This is a genomic window from Glycomyces arizonensis DSM 44726 (genome assembly GCF_000482705.1).
Taxonomy (GTDB): Bacteria; Actinomycetota; Actinomycetes; order Mycobacteriales; family Micromonosporaceae; genus Glycomyces; species Glycomyces arizonensis.
Genome location: NZ_AXWO01000029.1, coordinates 46,271 through 62,586 on the forward strand (window position 1 = coordinate 46,271; position 16,316 = coordinate 62,586).

General features: G+C 69.2%; 18 protein-coding genes, 1 tRNA gene and 2 pseudogenes. 10 read left to right on the top strand and 11 right to left on the bottom strand.

The window, feature by feature from the left end; translation table 11 throughout:
- Positions 1 to 15: 15 nt before the first annotated feature.
- The 3 genes from H613_RS0117580 to rph all read right to left on the bottom strand — a co-directional run bounded on the left by H613_RS0117580 (position 16) and on the right by rph (position 2,447).
- Complete coding sequence (locus H613_RS0117580; protein WP_026924830.1) at positions 16 to 870, bottom strand: SDR family oxidoreductase; 855 nt, start codon at positions 868 to 870, stop codon at positions 16 to 18.
- A gap of 261 nt (positions 871 to 1,131) precedes the next feature.
- Positions 1,132 to 1,716: an RdgB/HAM1 family non-canonical purine NTP pyrophosphatase gene (rdgB, locus tag H613_RS0117585; protein ID WP_026924831.1), complete on the bottom strand. Its 585-nt coding sequence runs from the start codon at positions 1,714 to 1,716 to the stop codon at positions 1,132 to 1,134.
- Between the two features lie 5 nt (positions 1,717 to 1,721).
- Entirely contained in the window at positions 1,722 to 2,447 is a 726-nt protein-coding gene (gene rph, locus H613_RS0117590; RefSeq protein WP_026924832.1) for a ribonuclease PH, read from the bottom strand.
- A 117-nt stretch (positions 2,448 to 2,564) separates the two neighbouring features.
- On the opposite strand from rph, the gene H613_RS0117595 reads away from it, so the two are divergent.
- Positions 2,565 to 2,646: transfer RNA gene (locus H613_RS0117595), tRNA-Leu, on the top strand.
- Positions 2,647 to 2,655: 9 nt separating this feature from the next.
- Here H613_RS0117595 and H613_RS32670 read toward each other — a convergent pair.
- The 5 genes and pseudogenes from H613_RS32670 to H613_RS0117615 form a co-directional block, all read right to left on the bottom strand.
- Positions 2,656 to 3,188, bottom strand: a pseudogene (locus H613_RS32670) (HAD domain-containing protein).
- A gap of 74 nt (positions 3,189 to 3,262) precedes the next feature.
- Positions 3,263 to 3,790 (bottom strand): hypothetical protein, encoded by a 528-nt coding sequence (locus H613_RS0117600; RefSeq protein ID WP_211234870.1) that lies wholly within the window; start codon positions 3,788 to 3,790, stop codon positions 3,263 to 3,265.
- Positions 3,791 to 3,959: 169 nt separating this feature from the next.
- Positions 3,960 to 4,589 (bottom strand): hypothetical protein, encoded by a 630-nt coding sequence (locus H613_RS0117605; protein WP_026924834.1) that lies wholly within the window; start codon positions 4,587 to 4,589, stop codon positions 3,960 to 3,962.
- 5 nt (positions 4,590 to 4,594) lie between these two features.
- Positions 4,595 to 5,803, bottom strand: coding sequence for a hypothetical protein (locus tag H613_RS29435; RefSeq protein ID WP_051393504.1), 1,209 nt, complete (start codon positions 5,801 to 5,803; stop codon positions 4,595 to 4,597).
- 511 nt (positions 5,804 to 6,314) lie between these two features.
- Positions 6,315 to 7,520, bottom strand: coding sequence for an MFS transporter (locus H613_RS0117615; protein ID WP_026924835.1), 1,206 nt, complete (start codon positions 7,518 to 7,520; stop codon positions 6,315 to 6,317).
- A gap of 40 nt (positions 7,521 to 7,560) precedes the next feature.
- Here H613_RS0117615 and H613_RS0117620 point away from each other — a divergent pair, with 40 nt between their 5' ends.
- The 4 genes from H613_RS0117620 to H613_RS0117635 all read left to right on the top strand — a co-directional run bounded on the left by H613_RS0117620 (position 7,561) and on the right by H613_RS0117635 (position 9,582).
- Positions 7,561 to 8,157, top strand: coding sequence for a maltose acetyltransferase domain-containing protein (locus H613_RS0117620; RefSeq protein WP_026924836.1), 597 nt, complete (start codon positions 7,561 to 7,563; stop codon positions 8,155 to 8,157).
- Positions 8,150 to 8,722 carry a TetR/AcrR family transcriptional regulator gene (locus H613_RS0117625; protein WP_026924837.1) on the top strand — a complete coding sequence of 191 codons (573 nt, stop codon included), beginning with the start codon at positions 8,150 to 8,152 and terminating at the stop codon, positions 8,720 to 8,722. Before H613_RS0117620 ends, H613_RS0117625 begins: the two co-directional genes overlap by 8 nt.
- Before the next feature lie 26 nt (positions 8,723 to 8,748).
- On the top strand, positions 8,749 to 9,108 hold the full coding sequence (locus H613_RS27415) for a helix-turn-helix domain-containing protein (RefSeq protein ID WP_051393505.1): 360 nt from the start codon (positions 8,749 to 8,751) through the stop codon (positions 9,106 to 9,108).
- A 189-nt stretch (positions 9,109 to 9,297) separates the two neighbouring features.
- The gene (locus tag H613_RS0117635; protein WP_026924838.1) at positions 9,298 to 9,582 is read left to right on the top strand and encodes a hypothetical protein; all 285 of its coding nucleotides are present in this window, start codon (positions 9,298 to 9,300) and stop codon (positions 9,580 to 9,582) included.
- Between the two features lie 28 nt (positions 9,583 to 9,610).
- Here H613_RS0117635 and bcp read toward each other — a convergent pair whose 3' ends face one another.
- Entirely contained in the window at positions 9,611 to 10,093 is a 483-nt protein-coding gene (gene bcp / locus H613_RS0117640; RefSeq protein ID WP_035738460.1) for a thioredoxin-dependent thiol peroxidase, read from the bottom strand.
- Positions 10,094 to 10,281: 188 nt separating this feature from the next.
- Here bcp and H613_RS0117645 point away from each other — a divergent pair, with 188 nt between their 5' ends.
- From H613_RS0117645 to H613_RS27420, 4 genes are read left to right on the top strand one after another with little or no spacing between them, the layout of a single operon-like run.
- On the top strand, positions 10,282 to 10,980 hold the full coding sequence (locus H613_RS0117645) for an energy-coupling factor ABC transporter permease (protein ID WP_211234871.1): 699 nt from the start codon (positions 10,282 to 10,284) through the stop codon (positions 10,978 to 10,980).
- A 3-nt stretch (positions 10,981 to 10,983) separates the two neighbouring features.
- On the top strand, positions 10,984 to 11,337 hold the full coding sequence (locus H613_RS31790) for a PDGLE domain-containing protein (protein WP_026924841.1): 354 nt from the start codon (positions 10,984 to 10,986) through the stop codon (positions 11,335 to 11,337).
- Positions 11,334 to 12,095, top strand: coding sequence for a cobalt ECF transporter T component CbiQ (gene cbiQ, locus H613_RS0117655; RefSeq protein WP_026924842.1), 762 nt, complete (start codon positions 11,334 to 11,336; stop codon positions 12,093 to 12,095). Before H613_RS31790 ends, cbiQ begins: the two co-directional genes overlap by 4 nt.
- Complete coding sequence (locus H613_RS27420) at positions 12,092 to 12,853, top strand: energy-coupling factor ABC transporter ATP-binding protein (protein WP_051393506.1); 762 nt, start codon at positions 12,092 to 12,094, stop codon at positions 12,851 to 12,853. Before cbiQ ends, H613_RS27420 begins: the two co-directional genes overlap by 4 nt.
- 70 nt (positions 12,854 to 12,923) lie before the next feature.
- Here H613_RS27420 and H613_RS0117665 read toward each other — a convergent pair whose 3' ends face one another.
- Positions 12,924 to 13,649 (bottom strand): DsbA family protein, encoded by a 726-nt coding sequence (locus H613_RS0117665; RefSeq protein WP_026924843.1) that lies wholly within the window; start codon positions 13,647 to 13,649, stop codon positions 12,924 to 12,926.
- A gap of 66 nt (positions 13,650 to 13,715) precedes the next feature.
- Between H613_RS0117665 and H613_RS32195 the strand changes: the two are divergent.
- Positions 13,716 to 14,951, top strand: a pseudogene (locus tag H613_RS32195) (copper resistance CopC/CopD family protein); the annotation flags it as partial.
- 387 nt (positions 14,952 to 15,338) lie between these two features.
- Here the strand turns inward: H613_RS32195 and H613_RS32200 are convergent.
- Positions 15,339 to 16,196, bottom strand: coding sequence for a TatD family hydrolase (locus H613_RS32200; protein WP_035738461.1), 858 nt, complete (start codon positions 16,194 to 16,196; stop codon positions 15,339 to 15,341).
- Positions 16,197 to 16,316 lie beyond the last annotated feature (120 nt).

The window sequence follows — 16,316 nt, forward strand, 5'->3', positions numbered from 1 at the left end:
CCGCGCCCTGCTCGGCTACATGATCGCTCCGCGCAGCACGTCGTGCAGTGACATCGTCGGCCGGTGGATCAGGTCGCTCAGGTCAGTCGAGTTCGAGTCCAGATCGCCGCGGGCGACCCCTTCGTCGGCGTCGGTGATCATCATCGCCGCCGGCATCGGCAGGCCCGACTCCACCAGCGCCTGCGTGTACGCCTCGGGATCCATGTTCTGGTAGACCACATCGGTCCCGGCGGCCTTCCCGATCGCCGTGGCCAGCTCGTCATAGGTGAACGGCTCGTCCCCGCACAGCTCGAAGCTCCTGTCGACGCCGTGGTCCTCGGTCAGCAGCACCGCCGCGGCCTCGGCGTAGTCGTTGCGCGTCGCCGCCGCCACCCGGCCCTTGCCGGCCGCCCCGTACAGCGTCCCGGACTCGATGATCCGATCGAGGTTCTGGGTGTAGTTCTCCATGTACCAGCCGTTGCGCAGGATCACATGCGGTACGCCCGTCTCCTGGAGGTACCGCTCGGTGCCGATGTGCTCGGTGGCGAGCGCGACCTGCGAGGTGTCGGCGTTGAGGATGCTCGTGTACAGCACCAGCCCCACCTCGGCGTACTTCGCGGCGTCGATGACATTGCGGTGCTGCGGCAGGCGCTGGCCCACTTCGGAGCCCGAGATCAGCAGCAGCTTCTCGACGCCGTAGAGCGCCGGTTGGAGCGTGTTGGGCTGGTCGTAGTCGGCGTGCCGCACCTCGACGCCGCGCTCGGCGAGCTCGGACGCCTTCGCCGGGTCGCGGACCAGCGCGGTGATCTGCTCGGGCGGTACCTCGCGCTCCAGCAGACGTTCGATGACGAGCCGGCCGAGATGCCCGGATGCGCCGGTGACAGCGATCATGTCGCACTCCCCTCATATGTGCCCATCGCCCATCGAAACACAGTCGGTGGTGCCTGTCAGGGCAAGAGGGAACTCAGCGGCAGTGCAGAGGAAACGAGGGAAGGTCGCCTTCGGCTCGGTCGGGGAATTCGCGGGTGCGCCCCGGATTTCGAGTAGGGACCCGCGAAGGGATGCAGATGCCGTCCGGAACTTCCGGCTGGACTTCAGACTCCCGAGCGACATCCGAAGTTCGGATGCCGCTCGCGAACCTCGGGCTGTGCCTCAGATGCCGCTCGCAAGCTCGCGAAATGCCTTCCCTCGGTGGGAGATCGCGTTCTTCTCCTCGGAGCTCAGCTCGGCGCTGGTGACGTCGTAGCCCTCGGGGATGAACAGCGGGTCGTAGCCGAAGCCGTTCGAGCCGCGCGGTTCGCGGCCGATGCGGCCGGGCATCTCGCCGTGGACCACCACCTCGCGCCCGTCGGGCCACACCAGCGCCGCCGCGCACACGAACTTGGCGCCGCGCCCGGCCTCGTCGATGTCGGCGATCTGGCCGAGCAGCAGCGCGTTGTTCGCCTCGTCGTTCTTGGCGGGGCCCGCCCAGCGCGCGGAGAGCACGCCGGGCATCCCGTTCAACGCGTCGACGGCGAGGCCGGAGTCGTCGGCGATGGTCGGCAGGCCGGTCCGCGCCACGCCGTCGCGCGCCTTGAGCAGCGCGTTTCCCGTGAACGTCAACTCGGTCTCGGGCGTCTCGGGGTACTCGTCCACGGCGTCGAGTCCCACCAGCGCCACCGCAGGCGCAGCCTCGGCGAGGATCTGGCGCAGTTCGGCGATCTTGCCCGCGTTGCGGGTGGCCAGCAGGACCCTCATGTCGCCTACGACAGCAGCGTCCGGGCCTGGAGCGTGGCGAGCTCCTTGCAGCCCTTGACGGCCAGGTCGAGCAGCTGGTCGAGCTCGGAGCGGTTGAACACGGCCTCCTCGCCGGTGCCCTGCACCTCGACGAAGTCGCCCTCGCCGGTGCACACCACGTTCATGTCGACCGAGGCGGCCACGTCCTCCTCATAGGGCAGGTCGAGGACCGGAACGCCGCCCACGACGCCGACGCTGATCGCCGACACCGAGGTCGTGAGGATCTTCTCGGGCTTGCGGGCGAGCTTCTGCTCCTTGAGCCACGTGACCGCGTCGTGCAGGGCGACGTACGCGCCGGTGATCGAGGCGGTCCGCGTGCCGCCGTCGGCCTGGAGGACGTCGCAGTCGAGAGTGATGGTGTTCTCGCCGAGCGCCTTGAAGTCGATGCAGGCGCGCAGGGACCGGCCGATGAGGCGCGAGATCTCGTGGGTGCGCCCGCCGATCTTGCCGCGGATCGACTCCCGGTCCGACCTGGAGTGGGTCGAGCGGGGGAGCATCGAGTACTCGGCGGTCACCCAGCCTTCGCCGCTGCCGCGGCGCCACCGCGGCACGCCGGGGGTGACGGAGGCGGTGCACAGCACACGGGTACGGCCGAATTCGACGAGGACGGAGCCCTCGGGGTGGTCGGTCCAGGAGCGGACGAACGTCACTGGGCGCAGCTCGTCGGCCGCGCGCTTGTCGGGTCGAGTCATCTCCACCAGCCTACGGGAACGAACAGGCGTGTGACACACTGGTTGCTGCTCCTCCGCCCCGCGGGGGAGGCCGCGCTCGAGCGGCGGCACCACCAAGCCCGGTCGCCGCTCGGATTCGCACGAGTGGCGGAACTGGCAGACGCGCAGGATTTAGGTTCCTGTGCCTTCGGGCGTGGGGGTTCGAGTCCCCCCTCGTGCACAGATTTTCTTACCAGGACCCGGGGGCTTGCCTATCAGGTCCGCTTGGTGTACCTCGTAGCCAGGCGTCGAGAGCGTTGCGATCGTTGTCGGTAAGTCCCTGGGATGCATCAACTGGGTGGAGGCGTGCGTGGCCGTGATGGCGCACGGATACCCAGTCGATGTGGGCTTCGGTGATCTCGTCGTCGACCCAGGCGAACGAGCGTCCGGCGGCCCATGCGACCAACGCGCGCGTCTTCCAGTGCAGGTTGAACCACTGATCTTCGAGTTCGCCTTCGATCGATGATTCCGGCTAGTGCACCACCGGCAGCGACGGTAGACCCAGCCGAGGAGCCACCTCGGCATTGGCTTCGTCTTCCCAAGGTGAAGCCCAGACCAGTTCGCAGGCAGCATTGCCAGCTGCGGTCCTAGCCAGGAATCGAGTCGCGCCAGGTACGAGTCATTTGCTGGATCTTCCGCTACTCGCCGTTTCCGTTTGCCGAATGGAATGAGGGTTCCGTCGACGTCGAGGAACAGCAGCAGCTGCTGCTCGCCGTGATCGATTGTTCCATGTGGCACAGCGCTTCGGTCATCGGAGTGGATATGGTCACCGGTCAGCCTCGTCACCTGCGTTCGTCTCAGCCCTTCCACCGCTTTATGTCGGCCGGTGGGCGGCGGGGGTCGGGCCAGACTTGTATCCGGAGCCTCTCCATGGTTTCCGCGTCGTCGTCCGAGAGGTGTCCCGCTCGGGCCGCATTGCGCAGGTTCCAGCGCGAGACGCGGACGCGGAGCCATCCCGGTTCGGCTGGGATGCGCTGCGCATCGGGAAAGTAATCGGTGCAGCCGAGGATCACCAGTCTGCCTGACGTCGCTTTGAGGCTGGCCTCCACCACGTTGTCGAACTGATCGGCGTCGGGTCTGGGCGCTCGTGTATGGAGTTCGAGGGTGACCGCCACGGTCACGTTGACCTCGGTACCGATGGCAAGAGCGCCATCTCCAACGGCAATCGAGTTCCGCGTGGCGGCCGGGGTCCAAAGCGTGCCGAAATCCGCTGCAGAGTTCTCGTCCAAGAGATGAATCTGGTGGTAGTCGGCGAACAGTTCGAGCTGTATCCGGGAAGTCGGACTGGAAGGTTGATCGATGCCAAAGGTTGAACCGGAGCTCACGCGAGAATCATAGCGAGCCGGTTCAGCAGGGCCCCAATCTGCGGTGATGGATTCAAGTCCGGCACCGCTAGACACAGCGTTTCTTATTCGGACCCGGTAGCCCAGCTGCTGGACCCGGTGCCGTTATCGGATTGGGAATCGGTTCGCCTCGGTCGGTGGTTGGTCGCTCTTACAGCAGGAAGTCGAATCCTGAGCCGTCAGGCAGGGCAATCCGGTCGTAGGTGGCGAGCTTGGGTTTGAAGCGGCCTTTGAGTTCGCGTTCGACTGAGGGGACAAGGCGGGCTTCAGACGCGGGTGTCTGGAACTCGATTTTGCAGACCACTGGTTCGAGGGGGAGATCGGGGTTGCCGGTTCGGTCGATGTTCGTTCGGCGCTCCTCTCGGTCGGTGATGGTGCGGATGCAGCCGATGCGGGCGAAGCGATGGTCGGTGAGCAGCCAGATGCCCTTGCCGCGGGTGGAGGGAGTCGAGGTGTCGAAGGCCGCCATGCAGTCCGGTTGCGGGCCGAAGGCGATGGAGCGCGGGGGTGATTTCGGCCTGCCGCCGCCGGGCCCGATGTAAATGTCGAACACCGCCAGCACCAGCCAGGGGATGATCCAGAGCGGGGCCAGGACGATCTTCAGGACGAGCATGAGCGCCTTGGCGGTGTGGTTGATCAGGTCGCCGTTGGGTTCGCGGCCCTCGACCTCGTAATGGGCGAGTCCTTCGAGGGAGACCCAGCGGACTTGTTCTCCGGGGCTGAGCACTTGGCCGGTGAGGATCTCCTGGTAGTCCCGCTGCAAGTCGAGTGCTCGGTACATGGCCGCTATCCTTCCAGGTCGACGGCCAGCTTGTCGAACTCGCCGGCCGTGTCCTCGTCGATCGAGGCGTAGGCGTCGGCGCAGTCGCGAAGCTTGGTCGCCTCCCCGGAGAAGGCATCGGTGAGGTTCTGGGTCGACTCGATGAGACCCTGGCAGCCTTCAGCGTACGAAGTCTCGAAGGCGAGACCGGTCAGACCCCAGGTCATCTCTGCGGCTCCGACGCCCGCCGCGTCGGAGGCGATCTGGCTGGCGGTGGGTTCGAGGTTGTCCAGGGCCGAGGCCATAGCCGTCAGCTCTCCGGCTTCGACGCTGAATCCGTCGAAGGAACCGGGTGGGCTCGTGATGTGGCCGACCTCTGGCGGAGTCTCGGAGCCGGTGAAGTCGGCCCACAGCTCCTCGGCATTCGCGGCTGCGGTCTTCCCGATCGCGATCCCCGCCTTGGTGAGCAGCCCTTTCCACAAAGCGCCCTTCGCGGTCCGGTCCAGGATCGGGATCTTGCGGATGAGTGCCAGGAGTCTGCGGAAGATGCGCTGCGCCCACTGGTACTTGCGGGTCGCGCGGAGCATCATCATGCTCCCTTTGAGCGCGGCGCTGGCGATGAAAGCCGCGACCGAGCCGCCCGCGGTCGCCCAGCTCGAGGCGAGCGCCACGAGGCCGCGGGTGATGAGCCAGGAGACCAGTTCGGTGATGACGGCCTTGATGACGTTGTAGATGGTCTCGGCGAGCATCCTCGCCCAGTCGAGCAGTTGTGAGACGTCGAAGGCCTCCTTCGACATTGCTCTGGCCGCGGCAGCCATCCCACCCAGCTCGTCACTAGCGGCGGTGGCGGCTTCGCCCTCCCAGACGGTGATGTTGTTGTTGGTCTCTGTGGTGAGGTCGTCGGCCAGCGACGCCAGGTCGGCCTGGATCTGCTGTAGGTCCTCGGCCTGCTGCTGCATGGCGTCAGCGTCGCCGGTGACCATGATCAGGACGTCTTCGAGCGGCTGCACCAGGTCCAGGACGATCGTCAGTCCAGCGTTGACGAGAGTGCCGATGGGGTCTTGAAGCAGCCCGACCGCGTCCAGCCCGAGGCCCCGGATCTCCCCAGCGATCTCGCCGGTCGCGTCAGCGACGCTGGTCTCACCGTTGGTGGCTTGATCGATGGCGTCGGCGATGCCGGTGCCACGCCGAATGAACGGCAGCTCGGTGATCTGCGAGCCGAATTGATCGGTCACATCGATTACTCCTCGCGGGAGATGGGGTGGGAACGTCTCCACGAGAGGATATGCGAATCAGTTACCCAGCGTGGTTCACGAAAGCTCCGAATGGGACGCGCGTCATCGCAAGTCGATGACATAGCCCGGTCAACAGGGCCGTGGCCTGGGGTGATGGGTTCAGATAGGCCGTCGCTAGGTGCACAGACAAAGGCCCTGTTCACAGGGCCTTTTCTCGTATCCCCGACAACGGCGGGGCCCTCGCCGGAATCGTCGCCGAGGGCCGAAAAGAGCCGTATTCAGAGCCAAAGGCCAGTCTCAATCGGTGTCGAGGAAGCCCTTCCCGAACGCCGCGTCCAGCAGTTCCGCGTCCTTGGCGATGACCGGTCGGAGTCGGTGCCGGTAGACCGTCCGCGTGGCCGTTGTGTTCGGGCAGCGTTCGTCACCTGATCATTGCGGGGAAAGGCTCACTGCGGCCGTTGTCCATTCGCGGAGCCGCGGCGGCTCATGGAACGCGCCACAGTCGACGACGCTACCGTTTCCGCTGGAGCACCCCCGCGAAGACCGCCACGAGGACCCCCGCCACGGGGATTGCGAGCAGTCCCGCCCGCAGGCTCGCCGCGTCCGCCACGGCCCCGATGATCGGCGGCGACACCAGGAAGCTCAGGTTCATGAGCCACCCCAGTGCCGTCAGGCCCGTGCCCGGTCGCAGGCCCGGGAGCGAGTCGGCCGTCTGCCTCGCGGCGGGTACCAGCGTCGCGACGCCGAGCCCGACCAGGGTGAAGCCGACGATCGTGCCGGCCACGTTCGGGAACGCGAGCGCGGCGCCCATGCCGACCGCGGCGAGGAGCCCGCCCGCGCGGGCGACCGTCCTCTGGCCGAACCGGTCCACGAGCCGGTCACCGGCCAGGCGCGCGAGGAACTGCGCGCTGACCATCGCGATGTAGCCCGAGGCCGCGATCGCGGCCGGGGCATGCAATTCGTCGGCGAGGTAGAGCGTCGACCAGCTCATGCTCGTGCCCTCCATCAGGATGCCGCCGAACGCGAAGATCCCGACGGCCGCCAGCGTCAGCGCCGTCCGCGCGTTGAAGCGCGACTTCGGCTGCTCCTCATCGCTCTGCTGCGCCGCGTCGTCCTCGGGTGCGCCGTCCCGGTCGGGACCGCGCAGGCAGTACGGCAGCGCTGCGAGCCCCATGGTCGCGAACAGTGCCGCGACGATCCCGAAGTGGACGCCGAGCGAGAGGTCGAGTGCGATCGCCCCGGCGGCCATGAGACCGCCGGTGATCGCTCCCACCGACCACAGCGCATGGAAGGAGTTGATGATGGAGCGGCCGTATCGCCGCTGAATCCGCAGCCCGTGGGCGTTCTGCGCGGTGTCGGTGATCGTGTCGACGGCCCCTCCGACGAACAGGATGGCCCCGAGGGCGATCGGGGACGGGGCGATGACCGCGACGAAGTAGCACAGCGCGGTGAAGGCCGTCCCGATCGTTGCCGTGTACGCCGATCCGAAGCGCCGGATGAGGAACGCGGAGGCGAGTCCGGCGGTCACCGCGCCCGCGGGCCAGGTCGCCATGGCGAGGCCGAACGCCGTGTTGTCGAGTTCGAACGCCGCTTTGAGGTCGGGGAAGCGCGGCGCGAGGTTGGCCGCGAGTGCGCCGTTGGTGAGGAACAGGGCGGCGACCGCGATGCGGGCGCGTCGTTCGATCGCGGTGGGGCGGTGGAGGGTCCGGGTGGTCATGTGGACGACCGTACACAGCTGATGTACGATCGTCCACATGATTTCCGCCGATCACTTCAAGGACGGCCCTCGGACGATGCGCGAGCGGATGCTCGCCGGGGACTTCTACGTCGCCGACGACCCCGAGCTGGCCTCGCTCATGCACCGCGCCGCAGTCCTCGCCGCCCACTTCGCGGCGGCGTTCACCGAGGACTACGACGCCGCCCGCGCGCACCTCGCCGAACTGCTCGGCGACCTCGGCGAGGGCGTGTTCGTCCGCCCACCGCTGTACGTCGACTACGGCTCGAACATCCGCATCGGCGCCCGGTCCGAGGTGAACTTCGGCCTCGTCGCGCTCGACGTCGCCGCGATCACGATCGGCGAGGATTGCCGGATCGGACCGAACGTGCAGCTGTTGACCCCGACGCACCCGCTGGAGCCCGGGCCGCGGCGCGACGGCTTCGAAGCGGCGAGGCCGATCACCTTGGGTGACAACGTGTGGCTCGGCGGAGGCGTGATCGTCTGCCCGGGCGTCCGGATAGGCGACAACACGGTGGTGGGCGCGGGCGCGGTCGTCACGCGCGACCTCCCGGCGAACGTCATGGCCGTCGGCAATCCCGCGCGCGTGGTCCGCGAACTGGAACCCGACGATGACTGACGCCCGGTCGACCCGCCGGTTCGACCCCGACCGCCGCGAGCGCATCATCGCCGTGTGCCTCGACGTGATCGCCGAGTCCGGTGTCGCGGAGACCTCGCACCGCAGGGTCGCCGCTGCCGCGGACGTCCCGCTCGGGTCGATGACCTACCACTTCTCGGGCATGGACGAGCTGCTCCACGAGGCGTTCTCGCGCTACGCGGCCGCCGCCTACGGCTGGTTCGACGCACTCATGTCCGAACAGGACTCGGTGGAGGAAGCCGTGCGCGCCGTGGTCGCGATGCTGACCGCCCCGACCGCCCAGTCGCAGCGGGACCTGGTCCTCGCTCACGAGCTCTACACGCTCGCGGCCCGGAAACCGGCTTTCCGCGAGTTGACGAACCACTGGATGGCCCGTTCCCGCGCGGCCCTCGAACGCCATTTCGACCCGGCGACGGCCCGGATGCTCGACGCGCTCATCGAGGGCCTTACCATCCACCGGGCCCTGGACACCGAGCCGTACGACCCGGCGGTTGCGGAAGCGGCGGTTCGGCGCATCTGCGCGGTCGCCCAGGAGCGCATGGCATAAGGGCGGCCCGGACCGCAGGGGAAAGCATGGAAAGGGCGCTGACACGGGCCCGCCAGGACCGCCGCTGGGTGGGGTCGTGGAGCCCTGAGCGGATCGTCCGCCGGGTCGAGCACGTCCTGGCCTATAGCCGCCCTTGTGGCGTCGCGAATCTGATGGGGCGCGTGCTGCGTAGCGCCAGGGGCGCTGCCGAACGTGAAACTGTGGCGGGCAGCGTCAGACAGGCGGTTGCGGAGTCGGGCCTGACGCGCGCTGAGTTCGCTTCACGCATCGGCACCTCGGTCTCGCGGCTTTCGACCTATGCCACGGGCAAGGTCGTGCCCTCCGCCGTGCTCATGGTGCGTATCGACCGCGTCGCCGTGAGGGCGGCCCGGCAGACGGAGTCTTGAGCAGTTCCCCCAGCGCCGCCCCGGATCGACTCGGCCGAGGCCGACAACAGCGCCGAAAGGCATACGATCATGGTCGTGAGCTGGGGTGATGGGTTCAGGTAGGCGGTTGCCAGGTGCACCACCGGCCTTGAGAGCAGCGATTACGGCGAAACGTGACGGATTCATCGCTCTTCGGGTATAAACAGGAGTATGGGGCTCGCCAGTGAAGTGACGGCGGCCGGCATGTGGATACTTCCGGCCGATGATTTCGAGCTGCTCGTATTGGGCATCTTGGTGGCCCTGTTCTACGCCGCGGTCCACGCGGCGATCTTCCCGTGGCGCAAGTGCCGCTGGTGCGACGGCTCGGGGAAGCGGTTCTCGCGCCGCACGTGGTACCAGCCGCGCACCTACCGGCCGTGCTGGTGCTGCCACGGCACCGGCAAGCATCTGCGCCTGACCAGGCGCAAGATCACGCGCCGGCGCGAGCGGGGATAGCCCGCCGCGCCACCGCTTCGCATCGTCCTCAGTCGAGGCCGAGCTGCTTCTTGAGGCGCGCGACGTGGCCGGTGGCCTTCACGTTGTACTGCGCCACCTCGACGTCGCCGGTCTCACCGATGACGAACGTCGATCGGATCACGCCCTGGACCGTGCGGCCGTAGTTCTTCTTCTCGCCCCACGCGCCGTACTCCTCGAGCACCTTGTGCTCGGGGTCGGACAGCAGCGGGAACGTCAGGCCGTCGCGCTCGACGAACTTCGCCAGGTCGGCGGGCTCGTCGGGGCTGATGCCCAGCACGGCGTACCCGGCCGCCTGGAGGCTCGCGAGACTGTCGCGGAAGTCGCAGGCCTCCTTCGTGCAGCCGGGGGTCATGGCGCGCGGATACGCGTAGAGGATGACCTTGCGGCCCTGGAGGCTCGAGAGGGTCACCGTGTCACCGGTGTCGGCGGTCAGCGTGAAGTCGGGTGCGGCGTCACCAGGCTGAAGTCGTACGTTCACAACACGGAACATTACCGTCCGTCCCTGACAATCCCCTGGGAGCTCGCTCGACGGTAGCTGCGCGCACGCGACTGGACACGACCCCGCTATTATTGCAAAATAATTGCAATAGCCCAACGGTGGGTTGTTGATTCCGAACGTCGGCGTCCCGCATCCAGCGCGGCGCCGGCCACTACCCCGGTTGAAAGGCGACGACGCCCGTGTCCGAGCTCGCACTGCACATACCCAACGGCATCATCGGCATTCCCACCTCCCTGGTGTTCGGCCTGATCGCGGCCATAGTGGTCGGCGTCTGCGTCGTGGCGGCCCGCCGCGGCCTCGACGAGCGGCTCGTCCCGCTCGCCGGACTGGCCACCGCGTTCATCTTCGCCGCCCAGATGCTCAACTTCCCGGTCGCCGCGGGCGTCTCGGGCCACCTGCTCGGCGGCGCGCTCGCCGCCGCCCTCCTCGGGCCGTGGCTCGGCGTGCTGTGCGTGACCGTCGTGATCGGCGTCCAGGCGCTGCTGTTCGCCGACGGCGGCGTCACCGCCCTGGGCATGAACGTCGTCAACATGGCCGTCATCTCCACGTTCGTCGCCTACGGCGTCATCGCCTTGGCCCTCAAGATCCTCGGGCGCACCCGCACCGGCCTCACCGCCGCCGTCTTCGCCGCCTCCGTGGCGGGCGTCGTCGCCGCCTCGGCCGGATTCGTCCTCGAGTTCGCGATCGGCGGCGAGGCGCCCCAGTCGCTCGGCGAGGTCGCCGGAGCGATCCTGTCCGTCCACGTCCTCATCGGCGTCGGCGAGGGCCTCATCACCGCCGTGGCCGTCACCGCCGTCGCCCTCACCCGCCCCGACCTCGTCTACGCACTCAGAGGATCCCGGCTCCTGGGGACCTCGCTCGAGAAGGAGACCGTCTAGCCCATGAAGACCTCAAGATTCGTACTTTTCGGCGCGCTGGTCGCCCTCGCCCTCGCGGGCGGCCTCGCCCTGTTCGCCTCCTCCTCGCCCGACGGCCTCGAATCGGTCATGCTCGAAGGCTGCCAGACCGGCGCCGACGGCGAGATCAGCGGCGGCGAATGCGCCCTCCAGCAGGCCGGCGAGCACGAGATCGGCGGTCCCCTGGCCGACTACGGGATCTCCTTCATCGACTCCGAGACCCTCGGCGGCTCGCTCGCCGGGATCGTCGGCGTCCTCCTCGTCCTCGCTCTGGCCACCGGCCTGTTCTGGCTGCTCGCCCGCGGCCGGCGGGCCGGAGCCGGAAGCGGCGAGGCGTGAACGGCGCCGAGGGGCTCTACCGGCCCGGGACGAGCCCGCTGCACCGGAGCGCCCCGCAGGCGAAGCTGACGGCCCTGGTGGCGCTCACGTTCGCGGTCGTCGCGACGCCGAGGGAAGCGGTGTGGGCCTTCGGGGTCTACGCGGTGCTGCTGGCGGCCCTGTTCGCGCTCGCGCGCGTCCCGATCGGCTGGATCGCCTCCCGGAGCCTGATCGAGGCGCCGTTCCTGCTGCTGGCGCTCGCGTTCCCGTTCCTGGCGGGCGGCGAGACCATCCAGTGGGGATTTCTGGAGCTGTCGGTCGAGGGCCTGTGGGCCGGATGGAACCTCATCGCCAAGGCCACCCTCGGCGTGTGGGCCGCGCTGCTGCTCGCCGCCACCACGCCCGTCGCGGGCCTCCTCGCGGGGCTCTCGCGGCTGCGCTGCCCGCAGATCCTCCTCCAGATCACCGCGTTCGCCATCCGCTACGCGCACCTGACGGCCGCCGAGGTCGCCCAGATGCGCCGCGCCCGCCTCGCACGCCTGGACGACCCGCGCTTCCTGTGGCAGGCGGGGGCGCTCGCCCGCAGCCTCGGTGTCGTCTTCATCCGCTCCTTCGAGCGCGGTGAACGCGTCTGGCAGGCCATGGCCGCGCGCGGCTACACCGGTCGCCTGCCGCTCGACGTCAGCCCCGCCGGGGCCGGCCTCGGCCAGTGGAGCGCCGCCATGGCCGCCCCGGCGCTCGCCGCCGGGGTCGCCGTCTGGACGGCGGTGGGCGCATGAGCGCACTGCGCGTGGCCGGCCTCAGGCACGTCTACCCCGACGGGCACGGCGCCCTCGACGGCGTCGACCTCGGCATCGAACCGGGGGAGCGCGTGGCCGTCCTGGGCCCCAACGGGGCCGGGAAGACCACGCTCATGCTCCACCTCGTCGGGCTCCTCGACGCCACGGAAGGGACCGTCGCGGTCGGGGACCTGACCGTCGAGAAGCGGCACCTCGCCGAGATCCGCCGCCGCGTCGGCATCGTCTTCCAGAGCCCCGACGACCAGCTGTTCATGCCCACCGTCGCCGACGACGTCGGCTTCGGCCCGGCCAACCTCGGCCTGCGGGGCGCCGAACTGCGTTCGCGGGTCGAGGCCGCGCTCGCCGACGTCGGCCTCGCCGATCTCGCCGGCAGGCCGCCGCACCACCTCTCGGTCGGGCAGCAGCGCCGCGCCGCGCTCGCCGGGATCCTCGCCATGCGCCCCGAGATCGTCGTCCTCGACGAGCCGAGCGCCAACCTCGACCCGGCCAGCCGCCGCGAACTGGCGGGGATCCTGCGCCGGACGGCCCCCACGCTGCTGCTGGTCACCCACGACCTGCCGTACGCACTGCAACTGTGCGAGCGGGCCGTCGTGCTCGACGGCGGCCGCATCGTCGCCGACGCCCCCTGCGCGGAGATCCTCGCCGACGCGGACCTGCTCGAGCGGCACCGGCTCGAGCTGCCGTTCGGGTTCTCCCTGGAGGCGGCGCTCGCCTCCAGGGCCGACAATATCCTATAAATTATAGGATATAAGATATTATATAATATAAGTTATAAGTCGTGGACGCCTCCGATGCCGCTCTGCGGCGTCAGGAGGCGTTCGCGATCGCCGCCTCGACTTCGGCGACGAAGTCGGCGGGATCGATCTTCTCGCCGTTGACCTTCACCGTCGGCGTGCCTGTCACGCCCTGATCCTCCGTGGCCGAAGTGGTCCCCGACTGCACCCAGCCCTTGTAGGTCTCGTCGTCGACGCACTGCTCCCAATCCGAGCCGAGACCGACGCCGGCCCCGATGTCCTTCAGCTCCGCGTCGGTCAACCCCGAGCTGTTCTCCTTCGGCTGGTGCTCGTACAGCGCCACCGTGTAGTCCAGGAACTCCTGCTGTCCGACGTCGGCCGCGCACACCGCCGACGCGCCCGCCCGCGTCGAGTACTCGGTGCCCTGCGAGAGCCGGTCGAGGATCGCGATCGGGTGGTAGTTCACCGTCACCGAGCCGTCGTCGACCCACGACTGGATCTGCTCGGCGTAGGCCGTCTCGAACTGGTTGCACGCCGGGCACATGTAGTCGAGGTAGATGTCGATCTCGGCCTCACCCGAGCCGATCTGGACCGCATACCCGTCCGTGGTCTCCGCCGCCGGGTCGTTGACCTCGTAATCGGGCTCGCGGTTCATCCAGATGCCCAGACCCAGCAACCCCCCTATGAGGACGACCGCCGCGCCGATGGCGACCCCGAACACGATCTTCTTGCGCCTGGCCTCGGCCTCCCGCTGCTTCCGCAGCGCCTCGGCGGCCTGCCTGCGACCGGGCTTTCCCATGCCGATCAACACCTCTCTCAAACCTGTGGTCGATGTGCGAGGCGGATTCGAGTAATCTCAGCGGCGATGTCACGCCTTCACCCGGTCCGCCTCGGCTGGCTGTCGTTCGCAGCGGCCGTGCTCGGCGTGCTCTGGGCCGCCCCGGCCTTCGCGCACGCTCTCGCCACCGGGAGCGAACCCGCCCCGGACGACGTCCTCGACTCCCCGCCGGGCGAGGTCGTCGTCGAGTTCAACGAGCCAGTCACCCCCGTAGACGCGGCCACCGGTGTCGTGGCTCCCGATGGTGACCGAGCCGACACCGGCATCGTCGAGTCCGACGACCCGACCACGGTCGTGATCGGCCTCGACGCCGACATCGAAGGCACCTACCTCGTCGGATACCGCGTCGTCTCCGACGACGGGCACCCCGTCTCCGGGACCTTCACCTTCTCCGTCGGCCGCGAGACCGAGGCGCCCAGTGCCGAGGCCCTCATCGCCGAGACCGACCCGCTCGTCCAAGGCCTGCTCTACGCCGAGCGCGGCGTCGGCTACGCCGGGCTCGCCCTCGCGCTCGGCGCCGGCGTCCTCCTCGCCGTCGGCGCCCGCCCCCGCGACCGCATCGCGCGGCTCGTGGCGACCGGCCTCAGCGCCGTCGCCGCCTGCGCCATCGTCGGCATCGTCCTCCAGGCCGCCTACGAGTCCGGCGTTCCCATCTCCGGGCTCGACGGCGTCGCCCTCCAATCGGTCATGGAGTCCAGCGTCGGCCTCGCCGCGCTGCTGCGGCTCCTCCTCGTGCTGCTCGCGCTGCCGCTGCTGCGCTTCCTGGTCACCGACGAGACCCCCGGCAGGCCCGTCCTCGCCGGACTCGCGAGCGTGGCCCTGGCGCTCGCGGCGACCTGGCCGCTGGCCGGGCATCCCATGGCCACCGAGCCCGTGGCCCTCGCGTTCGCCGCTGACTGGATCCACACCGCCGCCGCCCTCACCTGGGCCGGTGGTGTCGCCGTCCTGTTCATCCTCGCCTGCAGCCGCCGCGGCGACGTCCCCGAACGCGCCCGCGAGTTCTGGGTCGCCCTGGTGCCGTGGCTCATGGCCAGCCTCATCGTCGCCGGACTCGCCAGCGCCCTGCTCCACATCGACTCGATCGAGGCGCTCACCGACACCGCCTACGGGCGGTTGGTGGCGCTCAAGGCCGCGATCCTCATCGCCATCGTCGCTGTCGGCCTGTTCACCCGCAAGGCGGTGCTGCGCGGCGCTGAAGGCCGCACGGCCCTGCGGCGCCTGGCGGGTGCCGAAGCGGTCCTGGCCGCGGCGATCCTGGCCGCCGTGGTGGTGCTGGTGCAGGCCGTGCCCGCCAAGACCGCGCTGCTGGAGACCGGGACGAGTTCGACGGTGGAGTCCACCGGCACGGCGACGCTGTTCACCACCGACGCCTTCAGCGGGCAGCTCGCCCTCGATCCGGGCAGGCCGGGGCCGAACTCGGTGCGGATCATCACGGACGGCCCGGGCGGCGAGCCGTTCGAGGCCGTCGAGTGGGACGCCGTCTACGGCCTCGAAGGCGCTGAACCGGAGACGCTGCGGCTCATCGAGCTGCGCACCGGGATTCTCGGCGGCGAGGTGAGCCTGCCTGAGGCTGGGCGGTGGGTGTTCGTCTTCACCCTTACCGACGCCGAAGGGCACACCGCGACGGCCGAAGCCGCCGTCGACGTCTCGTTACCAGTCGCCGAAGGCCCCTCGCGTGTTCTCACCCAGCTGCACGCACCATTTCTCGAGGTCGCGTCCGAGGTGGTCGGCCAGGAAGCGCGCGGTGTAGTTCGTCAGTGCCGGGTGGTTGCGGTGGCCGCGCACCGGCATCGGCGCCATGAACGGGGCGTCGGTCTCGACCAGGACCAGTTCGGCGGGTGCGACGGCGGCCGCGCCGCGCAGCTGCTCGGCGTTCTTGAACGTCACGTTCCCCGCGAAGCTCATGTAGAACCCGCGCCTGGCGCATTCGTTCGCGAACGCGAAGTCGCCCGAGAAGCAGTGGAGGACCACCCGGTCCGGAGCGCCCTCTTCATCCAGGATGGACAGGACGTCGGCGTGGGCGTCGCGGTCGTGGATGACCAGGGTCTTGCCGCGGCGCTTGGCGATCTCGATGTGGGCGCGGAAGGAGGCCTGCTGGGCGGCCCGGCCGCTCTCGTCGGTGCGGAAGTAGTCCAGGCCGGTCTCGCCGAGCGCGGCGACGCGGGGCGGCGCGGCGAGTTCGTCGATGGCGGCGAGCGCGCCGTCGAGGTCGCCCAGGAGCGGGGCCTCGTTCGGGTGGAGGGCGACCGCGGCCAGGATCCGCTCGTCGGCCTCGGCGAGCGATGCGGACCAGCGGGAGGAGGCGACGTCGGTGCCGACCTGGACGAGGTGCGCGACGCCGACGGCCTCGGCCTGGTCGATGAGCTCGCGGACCTCGTCGCTCGCGGGCTCGGGCGCGACCGCCTCATCGGCGGGGTAGCCGGAGCCGACGATGTCGAGGTGCGTGTGCGTGTCGGCGATCGGGGCCGGAAGCGGCGCTGGGCTGGGTGCCGGATCGGGTTTGTACACGCCTCAACCATGCCACGTCGGCTCCGGAGTGCCGTGCCGGTGCGCCGGAGTCTTATGAAGACCGCGAAGGGTGTCGCCGGGCTGCTGAGCACGATGCCCGCTGTAGGCGAACGTTATAGA